The following is a 13,073-nucleotide window of genomic DNA, read 5'->3' as shown; positions in this document are numbered from 1 at the left end:
TTGCTGTCGTTGGACATGTGACGTGGAACCTTCCCTGTGAATAGTGAGGCCGGGTCAGCGGTCGTTCAGACGGCCGAGCTCGTTGTCGATGAAGGCGAAGATCTCGTCCTCGCTGGCGGCCCCGATGCGCTCGGCGACCTCGGCGGTGCCGGCGGCCTGCGTCTCGCCGGCGCCGCGCCACTTCTCCAGCATGGTCAGCAGCCGGTTGGCGACGGCGGACCGGGTGAGGTCGTCGGGCGCGCCGGCGGCCAGGGCGGAGTCGAGGCGGTCGAGTTCGGCGAGCAGTGCGGTGGTGGCGTCGCCGCCTTCCGCCGGTCCGCCGTCCACGAGCTGGGAGACGAGGTGGTCGGCGAGGGCGGGGAGCGTGGGGTAGTCGAAGACGAGGGTGGCGGGCAGGCGCAGGCCGGTGACGGCGGTCAGGCGGTTGCGCAGTTCGACGGCGGTCAGCGAGTCGAAGCCCAGGTCCTGGAAGCCGCGCTTGGTGTCGACGGCCTTGGGCGAGGCGTGCCCCAGCACGCCGGCGACCTCGGTCCGTACGAGGTCGAGGGCGAAGCGGGGACGTTCGGCTGCGCGCAGGTCGCGCAGGCGCCGGGCGAGGCCGGCCGCCGCGGCCGCGCCGCCCGCAGTCCGGGCGGCCGTGCGCCGGCCGCCCTTGACCAGGCCGCGCAGCAGAGGCGGTACGTCGCCGGCGCTGCGCCGCGCCCCGCCGGCGGGGCCGATGGGGACGAGGTACGGTTCGCCGGAACCCGTGGCCGCGTCGAACAGGGCCAGGCCCTGGGCGGCGGAGAGCGGAGGCACGCCGGAGGCGGCGATGCGCTGCATGTCGGTCGCGGACAGTGTGCCGGTCATGCCGTCGGCCTGCGCCCATGCACCCCACGCCAACGACTGGCCCGGCAGGTCCAGGCGGCGACGGTGCTGAGCGAGAGCGTCGAGGAAGACGTTACCGGCCGCGTAATTCGCCTGTCCGGCACTGCCCATGACACCGGAAATCGACGAATAGACGACGAAGGCCGCCAGGTCCAGGTCGCGGGTCGCCTCGTGCAGGTGCCAGGCCGCATCGACCTTCGGCCGCAGCACCGCCGCAAGCCGCTGGGGTGTCAGCGACGTGATGACACCGTCATCCAACACACCCGCCGTATGGATGACAGCCGTCAGCGGATGCCGCTGCGGAATCGTCGCCAGCAGCTTCTCGACCGCGCGGCGGTCGGCCGTGTCACAAGCCACGACCGCAACCTCGGCACCCAGGGCGACCAGTTCGTCCTGCAGTGCCGCCGCACCCGGCGCCGCCGGGCCGCGCCGGCTGACCAGCAGCAGGTGCCGTACACCCCGCTCGGCCACCACATGGCGTGCCAGCAGACCGCCCAGGCCACCCGTACCGCCGGTGATCAGCACCGTGCCGTCCGGGTCCCATGCGGGTGCGGCCGGAGTCCGGGGCGTGCAGCGGGCCAGGCGCGGGAGGTGCAGGGTGCCATTGCGTACGGCGAACTGCGTCTCGCCGGTGGCCAGCAGGGCCGGGAGGTGCGGGAGCACGGCCTCGGGCCGGCCGCTGTCGTCGAGGTCGAGCAGGACGAACCGGTCCGGGTGCTCCGACTGCGCCGAGCGCACCAGGCCCCACACCGCGGTACCGGCCAGTCCCTCGCCGCCGCCGGAGACGGCGTTGCGGGTGACGAAGACCAGGCGCGAGGCGGCGAAGCGGTTGTCGGCGAGCCATTCTTGGACGAGGCCGAGGGCCCGGGCGGCAAGGTCGTGCACGGCGGACGGCACGGAGTCGCCGTCGGTGGGCGCGGTGGGCACCGGCACGACGACCAGGTCCGGGCCGGCGGGGACGTCCGCGAGCGTCGGCGCCTCGTCCGTGCCGAGCGTGACCCAGCGCAGGTTCTCGGCGGCGGCCGTGGTGTCGGAGGCCGGGACCCAGTCCAGGCGCAGCAACGACCCGTCCTCGGTGCCCTCTTCCTGCGCGGAGGACTGCGGGCGCAGGCGGAGCGACTCCGCCGAGAGCACGGGGGCTCCGGCGGCATCCACCGCTATGAGCGAGAATGCGTCGCCGGGCTGCCGGGTGAGGCGTGCTCGTACGGTGGCGGCGCCCGCGGCGTGCAGGCGCACGCCGGTCCAGGACCACGGTTCGCTTGCCGTGGTGCCGTCGGCGAGTTCGGCGGAGCGGGCCAGGGTCTCCAGCAGGTCGGGGTGGATGCCGAAGTACGCGGCGTCGGCGGCCGCCTCGTCGGTGAGGGCGGCTTCGACGAAGATCTCGTCGTCGCGGGTCCAGGCCGAGCGCAGGGCGTCGAGTCCGGGCAGGAGGTCGCCGGGGTCGGCGGCGGTGGCGTCGCAGGGCGGCCACTCGGTCGGGCCCGGGTCGGCGGGTTCCGTGGCCTGCGGCATCAGGACTGCGGTGGCGTGCTCGGTCCAGGGCAGGTCGGTGGGTGCGTCCTCCGGGCGGGAGAAGAAGCGTACGGTCCGCGTGCCGTCCTCGTCCGGGGCGTCGAGGCGCACCTGCAGGACGCGGGCGGTGTCCCCGGCGAGGACGAGGGGGGTGGTGACGGTGAGCTCGTCGATGCCCTCGCACCCGGCCTCGTCCCCGGCACGTACGGCCAGTTCGACGAAGGCGGAGGCCGGGAAGGCGCCGGTCCGCTCCGACAGCCGGCTGGTGAACACCACGCCTTGGGAGTCCGCGAGGCCCATGGCCGCGCCGAGCAGCGGGTGGCGTGCGGGGACCAGCCCCAGCGAGGCGGCGTCCGTGGCGCGGTGGGCGGGGCGGGGCCAGTACCGCTCGTGCTGGAAGGGGTACGTGGGCAGGTCGACGTGCCGCGCGCCCGTACCCGCGTACCAGGCGGCCCAGTCGACGCCGGCGCCGGCGACGTGGAGGCGGGCGAGGGCGGTCAGCAGGGCGGCGTCCTCCGGCTGGTCCTTGCGCAGGGCGGGGACGACGACCGGGTTCTGCTCGGGGTCCAGGGTGAGCTGGGCGAGCGCGGTGAGGGTGGCGTCGGGGCCGAGTTCGAGAAAGACGGTGGCGCCTTCGGCGGCGAGGGTACGGACGCCGTCGGCGAAGCGGACGGTCTCGCGCACGTGCCGCACCCAGTAGTCGGCGGAGCAGAGGTGCTCCGCCGCAGCCACCTCACCCGTCACATTCGACACCACGGGAATCCGCGGCACCGCGTACGCCAGCCCCTCGGCCACCCGCCGGAACTCCTCCAGCATCGGCTCCATCAACGCCGAGTGGAAGGCGTGACTGACGGACAGCCGCTGCGACTTCAGCCCCTCCGCGGCGCGCAGTACTGCTGCCTCGTCACCGGAGAGCACCACCGACCGCGGCCCGTTGATCGCCGCGATGGACACGCCCTCGATCAGCCGCGCCCGGGCCTCCTCCTCGGAGGCCTGCACGGCCACCATCGCACCACCGGCCGGCAGCGCATCCATCAACCGCGCCCGCGCCGCGACGAGAGCACACGCGTCCTCCAGCGACAACACCCCCGCCACATGGGCGGCAGCAATCTCGCCCACCGAATGACCGGCCACGAAATCCGGCGTCACGCCCCACGACTCCACCAGTCGGAACAACGCCACCTCGAAGGCGAACAACGCGGGTTGGGTGAAGCGGGTCTCGTGGATTCCCTCCGCCTCGCCGGACATCACCTCGCGCAGCGACTGCCCGAGTTCGGCGTCGAGCAGGCCGGTGACCTCGTCCAGAGCCCGGGCGAACGCGGGGAAGCGGGCGTACAGCTCCCGGCCCATGCCCGCGCGCTGCGCGCCCTGGCCGGAGAAGAGGACGGCCAGGGCGCCGGGGGCGTCCGCGGCGACGCCGCGCGCGACCTCCCGTGCTTCCTGCTCGTCCACGAGCAGCACGGCCCGGTGGTCGAGGACCGATCGCCCGGCCGCCAGTGAGAAGCCGGCGTCCTGCCGTGCGAAGCGCCCGGAGCCGGCCCATTCCTTGGCGCGGTCGATCTGTTCGGCCAGCGCCGCCTCGGACCTGGCCGACACGGCCCACGGCACGGGACCGCTCACAACCGCCGCCCCGCCCGCCGCCTCGGCCGGCGTCTCGACCGGCTCGGGCTGCTCCAGGATGACGTGGGCGTTGGTGCCGCTGATGCCGAAGGACGAGACGCCCGCCCGCCAGGGGCGGTCCACCGCGGGCCACGGGCGCGCCTCGGTCAGCAGCTCCACGGCTCCGGCGGACCAGTCGACATGGGACGACGGGGAATCGACGTGCAGGGTGCGCGGCAGGACGCCCTCCTGCATCGCCAGCACCATCTTGATGACGCCGGCGACGCCTGCCGCGGCCTGCGTGTGGCCGATGTTGGACTTCACCGAGCCCAGCAGCAGCGGGCGGTCGGCCGGCCGGTCCCGGCCGTACGTCGCCAGCAGCGCCTGCGCCTCGATGGGGTCGCCCAGCTTCGTGCCCGTACCGTGCGCCTCGACGGCGTCGACGTCCGCGGCGGTCAGGCCGGCGGAGGTCAGGGCCTGGCGGATGACGCGCTGCTGGGAGGGGCCGTTGGGGGCGGTCAGGCCGTTGGAGGCGCCGTCCTGGTTGACGGCCGAGCCGCGGACGACCGCCAGTACGCGGTGGCCGTTGCGGCGGGCGTCGGAGAGGCGCTCGAGCACCAGGATGCCGGCGCCCTCGGACCAGCCGGTGCCGTCGGCCGCGTCCGCGAATGCCTTGCAGTGGCCGTCGGGCGCCAGCCCGCCCTGCCGGCTGAAGCCGGCGAAGGTCATCGGCGTGCTGAGCACGGTGACGCCGCCGGCCAGGGCCAGCGTGCTCTCGCCGCTGCGCAGGGACTGGGCGGCCAGGTGCAGGGCCACCAGGGAGGACGAGCAGGCCGTGTCGACCGTCACCGCCGGGCCCTCCAGCCCGAAGGTGTACGAGATGCGGCCGGAGAGGACGGAGGTGGCCAGGCCCGTGCTGGCGTGGCCCTCGACGTCCTCGCGGGAGTTCATCACCAGCGACGCGTAGTCCTGGCCGGTCGTGCCGACGAAGACGCCGGTCCGCGTGCCCCGCAGCGCGGTTGCGTCGATGCCCGCCCGCTCGAACGCCTCCCACGACGTCTCCAGCAGCAGCCGCTGCTGCGGGTCCATGGCGAGGGCCTCGCGGGGCGAGATGCCGAAGAAGCCGGCGTCGAAGTCGCCGACGCCGTCGAGGAATCCGCCCCGGCGGGTGGCGCTCACGCCGCGGTTGTCGGGGCCGGCGTCGAAGAGGGCCTTCAGGTCCCAGCCGCGGTCCCTGGGGAAGCCGGTGATGCCGTCGCGGCCGGCGGTGAGCATCTCCCACAGGTCGTCGGGGGTGCGGACGCCGCCGGGCATGCGGCACGCCATGCCGACGACGGCGACCGGGTCGTCGTCGGCCGCGACGGCCGTGGCGCCCGCGCGCCGGTCGTCGCGCTCCTCGTCCTGTTCGTCGAGAAGCAGCTCCACCAGGTGCGCGGCGAGGGCGGCGGGGGTGGGGTAGTCGTAGACGAGGGTGGCGGTCAGCCGCAGGCCGGTGGCGCTCGTGAGGCGGTTGCGCAGCTCGACGGCGGTCAGCGAGTCGACGCCGAGCTCGCGGAATTCGCGGTCGGTGCCGATGCCCCGTGCCGAGGCGTGGCCGAGCACCGCCGCGGCCTCGGTGCGGACGAGGTCGGTGGTGTGCCGCAGGGCGTCGTCGGGGCCGAGTTCCAGCAGGCGCCGGCTGAGGGCCACGGCGGTGGCCCGGCCGCCGACGGCGGTCGCGGCCGTACGACGGCCGCCGCGCAGGAGGCCGCGCAGCAGCGGCGGGACGATGCCGGGTGCACGGCCGCCGCGGGGCGCCGGGCCGATGGGGACGAGGTACGGCTCACCGGAACCCGTGGCCGCGTCGAACAGGGCCAGGCCCTGGGCGGCGGAGAGCGGAGGGACGCCGGAAGCGGCGATGCGCTGCATGTCGGCCGCGGACAGGGTGCCCGTCATGCCGTCCGCCTGAGCCCACGCACCCCACGCCAACGACTGGCCCGCCAGCCCCAGACCGCGACGGTGCTGAGCAAGAGCATCGAGGAAGACATTGCCTGCCGCGTAATTCGCCTGGCCGGCGCTGCCCATGACACCGGAAATCGACGAGTAGACGACGAACGCCGCCAGGTCCAGGTCGCGGGTCGCCTCGTGCAGATGCCAAGCCGCATCGACCTTCGGCCGCAGCACCGCCGCCAGCCGCTGGGCTGTCAGCGACGTGATGACACCGTCATCCAACACACCCGCCGTATGGATGACAGCCGTCAGCGGATGCTGTGCGGGAACGGTGTCCAGGGCGCGTTCGAGCTGTGCGCGGTCGGCGATGTCGCAGGCCACGACGGAGACGCGGGCGCCGAGTTCTTCGAGCGCGGTCCGCAGCTGCGCCGCGCCCGGCGCCTCAAGGCCGCGCCGGCTGACCAGCAGCAGGTGCCGTACACCCCGCTCGGCGACCAGGTGCCGCGCCAGCAGCCCGCCCAGTCCGCCCGTGCCACCGGTGATCAGCACCGTGCCGTACGGGTCCCATTCGGGTGCGGTCGGGCTGTCGGCGGCCGGGATGCGCTGGAGGCGGGCGACGTGCACGCTGCCCTCGCGGACGGCGAACTGCGCGTCGCCGGCGGCCAGCAGCCCCGGCAGCTGCGGCAGGACGTCCCCGGGCCGGCCGCTGTCGTCCAGGTCGAGCAGGACGAAGCGGTCCGGGTGCTCCGACTGCGCCGAGCGCACCAGACCCCACACCGCCGCGGCCGCCAGCCCCCCGCCGGCGCCGGAGACGGCGTTGCGGGTGACGAACACCAGCCGGGCTGTGGCGAACCGCTCCTCGGCCAGCCAACGCTGCACCAGGTGCAGGGCGCGGGCCGTCAGTTCGTGCACGGTCGCGGGGATCGCGTCCGGCGCGGCGTCCGGGACGGGGACCACGACCGTGTCCGCGTCGGCGACCGCGCCGAGGTCCCAGTCGTCGGCCGGGAGCGTCACGTACCGGGCGTCGTGCTGCACGGAGGACGCCTCGGGTGCCGGCACCCACGCGAGTGCGAGCAGCGACCCCGCGGCATCCGACTGCCGCACGGCGGTGTCCAGGTCGGCGCGGTCGCGCAGGGCGAGGGCGTCGGCGGACAGGACGGGGGCGCCCTCGGCGTCGGCCACGGCGACGGAGACGGTGGCCTCGCCGGTGCGGGTGGCGCTGATGCGGATCACGGAGGCGCCGGTGGCGTGCAGGGACACCCCGTTCCACCGGTCGATCGCGGGGGCGTCGGTGTCCTGGTGGGCGAGGGCGGCGGTGTGCGCCACGGCTTCGAGCAGGGCCGGGTGCAGTCCGTACGCGGTGGCGTCGTCGGTGCCCGCCGGGAGGACGGCCTCGGCGAAGACCGTCTCGCCGCGCGTCCAGGCCGCCTGCAGGGTGCCGGACGGCGGAGTCGTGACGGCGGTGGCGTCCTGCGGCGGCCAGGTGGTGGCGCCGAAGTCGGTGACGCGCTCGCCCGTGGCGAGGACGCCGGTGGCGTGCTGCGTCCAGTTCTGGTCGGGGGCGTCGGCCTGCTGGGAGTGGACGGTGACCGGGCGGGCGCCGGTGGCGTCGGCGGCGCCGACCCACACCTGCAGCAGGACCGAGCCGTCGGCGGGGAGGTGGAGGGGGGCGTCGTGGCGGAGCTCGGTGACGCGGTCGCAGCCGACCTGGTCGCCGGCGCGCAGGACCAGTTCGAGGAACGCGGATTCGGGCAGGATGCCGGCACCCGCGAGCTGGGGGTGGGTGAGGGCGGACAGGCGGCTGGTGCACAGCACGCCGTCGAGGCCGGCGACGGCGACCGCGGCGCCGAGGAGCGGGTGCCCGGCGGGCGTGAGGCCGGCGGCGGAGACGTCGCCGGCCTGCGGGGTGGGCCGGGGCCAGTACCGCTCGTGCTGGAAGGGGTAGGTGGGGACGTCCACGCGCCGGGCGCCGGTGCCGTCGAACCACGCGGCCCAGTCGACGGCGACGCCCGTGACGTGCAGCCGGGCGAGGGCGGTGAGCAGGGAGCGTTCCTCGGCGCGGTTCCTGCGCAGGGCGGGGACGCACAGGGCGGGGCGGTCGAGGGCGTCGAGGTTCTGCTGGGCCATGGCGGTCAGGACGCCGTCGGGGCCGAGTTCGAGGAAGACGGCGGCGCCTTCGGCGGCGAGCGTACGGACGCCGTCGGCGAAGCGTACGGTCTCGCGCACGTGCCGCACCCAGTAGTCCGCGGAGCCGATGAGCTGCGCCGCAGCCACCTCACCCGTCACATTGGACACCACGGGAATCCGCGGCGCCGCGTACGCCAGCCCCTCGGCCACCTGCCGGAACTCCTCCAGCATCGGCTCCATCAACGCCGAGTGGAAGGCGTGGCTCACCGCGAGCCGCTGGGTGCGCCGGCCCTGGGCGGCGAAGTGTTCGGCGATGCGCGGTACGGCCGTCTCGTCGCCGGCGACGACGACGGCGTCCGGCCCGTTGACGGCGGCGAGGCAGGCGCCCTCGGTGAGCCGCGCGCGGACCTCCTCCTCGGAGGCCTGCACGGCCACCATCGCCCCGCCGGCCGGCAGCGCGTCCATCAACCGGGCCCGCGCCGCGACGAGAGCACACGCGTCCTCCAGGGACAGCACGCCCGCCACATGGGCGGCGGCGATCTCGCCCACCGAATGACCGGCCACGAAATCCGGCGTCACGCCCCACGACTCCACCAGCCGGAACAACGCCACCTCGAAGGCGAACAGCGCGGGCTGGGCGTAGCCGGTGCGGTCGAGCAGGGCGGCGTCGCCGTCGGCGGCCGCGAACATCACCTCGCGCAGGGGGCGGTCGAGCCGGGCGTCGAGCAGGCCGGTGACCTCGTCCAGGGCCCGGGCGAACGCGGGGTGGCGGGCGTACAGCTCCCGGCCCATGCCCGCGCGCTGCGCGCCCTGGCCGGTGAACAGCACGGCCAGCGGGCCGGCGGGCGAGGCCGCGCGGGCCCGGGCGGCCTCGGAGAGGCTGCCGTCGGGGCCCGCGAGCAGGACGGCGCGGTGGTCGAGGAGCGAGCGGCCGGAGGCGAGCGAGTGGCCGACGTCGAGGGGCCGGGCCGCGCCGTCCGCCAGGGCGGTGACGCGCTCGATCTGGGCGTCGAGGGCCTGTTCGGTCTTGGCGGAGAGGATCCAGGGCACGATGCCCGGGACGGGGGCGAGCGGTTTTGGCTCCGGGGCGGGCTCGGCCTGTTCCAGGACGACGTGGGCGTTGGTGCCGCTGATGCCGAAGGACGAGACGCCGGCCCGGCGGGGGCGGCCGGCCTCGGGCCACGGAGTGGGCTCGGTCAGCAGTTCCACCGCTCCCCCGGTCCAGTCCACGTGCGTGGACGGGCGGTCGGCGTGCAGCGTACGGGGCAGGACGCCGCGCCGCATCGCCATGACCATCTTGATGACCCCGGCGACGCCGGCGGCGGCCTGGGTGTGGCCGATGTTGGACTTGATGGAGCCGAGGAGCAGCGGCCGGCCGGCCTCGCGGCCCTGCCCGTAGGTGGCCAGCAGGGCCCCGGCCTCGATGGGGTCGCCGAGCGGGGTGCCGGTGCCGTGGCCCTCGACGGCGTCGACGTCGGCGGGCGCCAGGCCGGCGTTGTGCAGGGCGCGCCGGATGACGCGCTGCTGGGCGGGGCCGCTGGGGGCGGTGAAGCCGTTGGAAGCACCGTCCTGGCCCACGGCCGAGCCGCGCACGACGGCGAGGACGGGGTGGCCGTTGCGGCGGGCGTCGGAGAGGCGTTCGACGAGGAGGACGCCGACGCCCTCGGCCCAGCCGGTGCCGTCGGCGTCGTCGGAGTAGGCCTTGCAGCGGCCGTCGGCGGCGAGGCCGCCCTGGCGGCTGAACTCCATGAGGGAGCCGGGCGAGGACATGACGTTGACGCCGCCGACGAGGGCCAGGGAGCACTCGCCGGCCCGCAGGGCCTGCACGGCGGAGTGCAGGGCCACCAGCGAGGAGGAGCAGGCGGTGTCGACGGTGACGGCCGGGCCCTCCAGGCCCAGGGTGTAGGACAGGCGGCCGGAGGTGGCACTGGCGGCGATGCCGGTGCCGATGTCGCCGGTGGCGTCGGCCAGGGAGCGCACCAGCAGGTAGGCGTAGTCCTGGCCGTTGGTGCCGACGAAGACGCCGGTCTGGCTGCCGCGCAGGCCCGCCGGGTCGATGCCGGCGCGTTCGACGGCCTCCCAGGAGGTCTCCAGCAGCAGGCGCTGCTGGGGGTCCATGGTGACGGCCTCCCGCGGGGAGATGCCGAAGAACGCGGCGTCGAAGCCGGCGGCGTCGTCCAGGAAGCCGCCTTCCTGGCTGACGCTGTTGCCGCGCTTGTCGACCCCGGCCTCCTTCAGGGCGGCCAGGTCCCAGCCGCGGTCGGTGGGGAAGCCGGAGACGGCGTCGGTGCCGGTGGCGACGAGGTCCCACAGGTCCTCGGGCGAGTTCACGCCGCCGGGGTAGCGGCAGCTCATGCCGATGACGGCGACGGGCTCGGTGGCGGCGGCGACGAGCGTGCGGTTCTGCCGGCGCAGGTGCTCGGCCTCTTTGAGCGAGGCACGGAGAGCTTCGACAACTTTTTCGCTGGGCGTGGTCATGGTCCGCTCTTTCGACTCTCGCTCCGTCAGTCCCGCGTCTCGGTGGTGGTGCCGTCCATGGCCGCGCGCACCAGGGCGTCGACGTCCATGGCGTCGATCGACTCCTCGTACGCGCCGGTGGTGCTCTGTGCCGCGGTGTCCTCGCCCGAGGCCGCCATGTCGGCGGCGAGCTTCATCAGGGGTTCGAGGACGCCCGCCTCCCTCAGCCGGGCGAGGGGGACGGAGGCGAGCAGGGCCCGCAGGCCGGCCTGGTCGAGGTCGGCGTCGCCGGCCGTCGTGCCGTCCTCGCCGTCGGCGGGGAGGAGGAGCCGCAGGACGTGGTCGGCCAGGTCCACCGGGGTGGGGTGGTCGAAGACGAGCGTGGCGGCGAGCTCCAGGCCGGTGGCGGCGCCGAGCTGGTTGCGCAGCTCGACCGCTGCGAGGGAGTCGAAGCCCAGGTCGCGGAAGGCCCGGTCGGCTCCGACGGCATCGGCGCCGGGGTGGCCGAGGACGGCAGCGGCCCGCTCGCGCACCAGCTGCAGAACCGTCTCGCGGCGGCGGGCGGCGGGCAGGGCCGCCAGGTGCCGGCGCAGGTCGTCGGCGCCGGCGGCGCCGGCCCCTGCGTCCGCCGGCTCCGGCGTGGCCGGGGCGAGGTCGGCGAGCAGCGGGCTGGGCCGTACGGAGGTGAAGGCGGCGGCGAACCGGGCGGGTTCGACGTCGGCGACGACCTGGACCGGACGGGTGTCGGCGACCGCGTGGCGCAGGGCCTGTGCCGCGAGGGCGGGGTCCAGCGGCCGGACGCCGGTGCGGCGGGCCGCGGCGGCGGCCCGGGGGTCGGCGGCCATGCCGCCGCCGTCCCAGGCGCCCCAGGCGATGGCGGTGGCGGCCAGGCCGTGGGCGCGGCGGTGCTCGGCGAGGGCCTCCAGGACGGCGTTGGCGGCGGCGTAGCCGCCCTGGCCGGGGTTGCCGACGGTGGCGGAGGCCGAGGAGAACAGGACGAAGGCCTGCAGGTCGTGCTCGCGCGTCAGGTCGTGCAGGGCGAGGGCGGAGGCGGCCTTGGCCCGGTGGACGGCGTCCAGGCGCTCGGGGGTCAGGCCGTCGACGACGCCGTCGTCGACGACGCCGGCAGTGTGCACGACGGCGGTCAGGGGCGCGTCGGCGGGGATGCCGGCCAGGAGGGCGGTGAGCGCCTCGCGGTCGGTGACGTCGCAGGCCGCGACGGTCACCTTCGCGCCGAGCTCCAGGAGTTCGGCGCGCAGGGCCTCGGCGCCGGGGGCGTCGGGGCCGCGGCGGCTGACGAGGAGCAGGTGGGCCGCGCCGGCCCGGGCCAGGTCGCGGGCCACGTGGGCGCCGAGGGCGCCGGTGCCGCCGGTGACCAGGACGGTGCCGGTGGGCTGCCACGCGGGGGTGTCCTCGCCGGCGGGCAGGGGGGTCAGCCGCCTGCCGTGGGCGCCGGTGGGCCGCACGGCGATCTGGTCCTCGCCCGCGGGGTCGGCCAGGACGCCGGCGAAGCGGGCGGCGGTGCGCTCGTCGAGGGCGGCGGGCAGGTCGATCAGACCGCCCCAGCGCCGGGGGTGTTCGAGGGCGGTGACCCGGCCCAGGCCCCAGACGGCCGCCTGGGCGGTGCCGGAAACGTCCTCGGTCGGGGTGACGGCTACCGCTGCGCGGGTGACGCACCACAGCGGCGCGTCGATCGCGGCGTCGCCCAGGGCCTGGACGAGGGCGGCGGTCAGGGCCAGGCCCTCGGGGGCGGCGCCGGCGGCCGCCGGCCGGTCGGCGAGGGCGAGCAGCGAGACGACGCCGGTGAACCTGCCGTGGGCGGCGGCGTGTTCGCGCAGGGCCGCGGCGAGTTCGGCGCGCCCGGTGCCGGCGGCCACGTTCAGGCGTACGGCACCGTCGCCCAGCGGGCGCAGGGCGTCGGCGGCCCAGGGGGCGTCGGCGTGGCCGTCCGGGAGGACGGCGAGCCAGGTGCCGGCCGGGCGGGCGGGCCCGGTCGCCGGCAGCGGCTTCCAGGTGATCTGCTGCCGCCAGCCGTCGATCGTGGCCCGGTCGCTGCTGCGGCGGCGCCAGTCGGCGAGGGCGGGCAGGACCTTGGCGAGGGCCTCGCCGTCGACGTCGAGGGTGGCTTCGAGGGCGGTGAGGTCCTGGTCGCGTACGGCGGTCCAGAAGCCCTCGTCCCGGCCACCGGTGGCGGCGGGAGTGGGGGCGGGCCGGTGGTCGGGCCAGAACCGCTGGTGCTGGAAGGGGTAGGTGGGCAGGTCCACCCGGCGGGCGGCGGGGCCGGCCAGGGCCTCCCAGCGCAGGGGGGCGCCGTCGACGTGGAACCGGGCGAGGGCGGTCATCAGGGACGTCTGCTCGTCGCGGTCCTTGCGCAGGACCGGGATCGCCGGTGCCGTCGAGCCGTCGGCGTCGAGGGTCTCCCGGGCGAGGGCGCACAGCACGCCGTCGGGGCCGAGTTCGGCGAAGGCGGTCACGCCGCGGCCGGCGAGGGCGGCGATGCCGGCGCCGAAGCGGACGGCCTCGCGGACGTGGCGCACCCAGTACTCGGGGCTGCGCAGCTCGTCCTCGGTCGCCACGTCGCC

The 13,073-nt window shown here is 75.8% G+C and carries 2 protein-coding genes (1 of these 2 only partly in view); both read right to left on the bottom strand.

Going from position 1 to position 13,073, the window contains the following annotated elements; all coding sequences use genetic code 11:
• Positions 1 to 54: 54 nt before the first annotated feature.
• Positions 55 to 10,542 carry an SDR family NAD(P)-dependent oxidoreductase gene (locus tag ABD361_RS16835; RefSeq protein WP_425583235.1) on the bottom strand — a complete coding sequence of 3,496 codons (10,488 nt, stop codon included), beginning with the start codon at positions 10,540 to 10,542 and terminating at the stop codon, positions 55 to 57.
• On the bottom strand, positions 10,539 to 13,073 hold the 3' end of the coding sequence (locus ABD361_RS16830; protein WP_344436130.1) for a type I polyketide synthase. 25,839 nt of this gene lie beyond the right edge of the window; 2,535 of the gene's 28,374 nt are visible here — the last part of the coding sequence; its start codon lies off the right edge, out of view — the gene reads right to left on this strand; it ends in the stop codon at positions 10,539 to 10,541. Before ABD361_RS16830 ends, ABD361_RS16835 begins: the two co-directional genes overlap by 4 nt.

The organism is Streptomyces luteosporeus (assembly GCF_039532865.1).
Lineage (GTDB): Bacteria > Actinomycetota > Actinomycetes > Streptomycetales > Streptomycetaceae > Streptomyces > Streptomyces luteosporeus.
Note: the sequence above shows the minus strand (reverse complement) of the source record. Positions and strands in the feature narration are given on the sequence as shown.